Source organism: Dolichospermum circinale AWQC310F (genome assembly GCF_000426925.1).
Lineage (GTDB): Bacteria > Cyanobacteriota > Cyanobacteriia > Cyanobacteriales > Nostocaceae > Dolichospermum > Dolichospermum circinale.
In genome coordinates this window covers 1-552 of the sequence record NZ_KE384703.1, presented here as the reverse complement: position 1 = coordinate 552, position 552 = coordinate 1, and the positions used below count along the sequence as shown (strand labels likewise).

Here is a 552-nt window from a genome sequence, read left to right as displayed (position 1 = left end):
CGCTTTTGCGAGTGGATTACCAGCACAGACAACCGCCTTTATATCGGTTGGTTCGGAGTATTAATGATCCCTACTCTCTTGAGTGCGATCGCTTGCTTTACTATCGCTTTCATCGCAGCACCTCCCGTTGACATTGACGGTATCCGTGAGCCAGTTGCAGGTTCTTTACTATACGGAAATAACATCATTTCTGGTGCAGTAGTTCCTTCCTCTAACGCTATCGGTTTACACTTCTACCCAATTTGGGAAGCAGCTTCTTTAGATGAGTGGTTGTATGACGGCGGTCCTTACCAGTTAGTAGTATTCCACTTCTTGATCGGCGTATTCTGCTACCTCGGTCGTGAATGGGAACTTTCTTACCGCTTGGGAATGCGTCCTTGGATTTGCCTAGCTTTCTCTGCTCCTGTAGCAGCAGCTACCGCAGTATTCTTGATTTACCCCATCGGTCAAGGTTCATTCTCTGACGGTATGCCTTTAGGTATCTCCGGTACATTCAACTTCATGATTGTGTTCCAAGCAGAACACAATATCTTGATGCACCCCTTCCATATG

General features: G+C 46.6%; 1 protein-coding gene. It reads left to right on the top strand.

Translation table 11 applies throughout. From position 1 onward, the window contains the following. Positions 1-552 (top strand): photosynthetic reaction center family protein (locus ACIR310F_RS22905; RefSeq protein ID WP_462433819.1); only part of this gene is annotated, 552 nt, incomplete at both ends.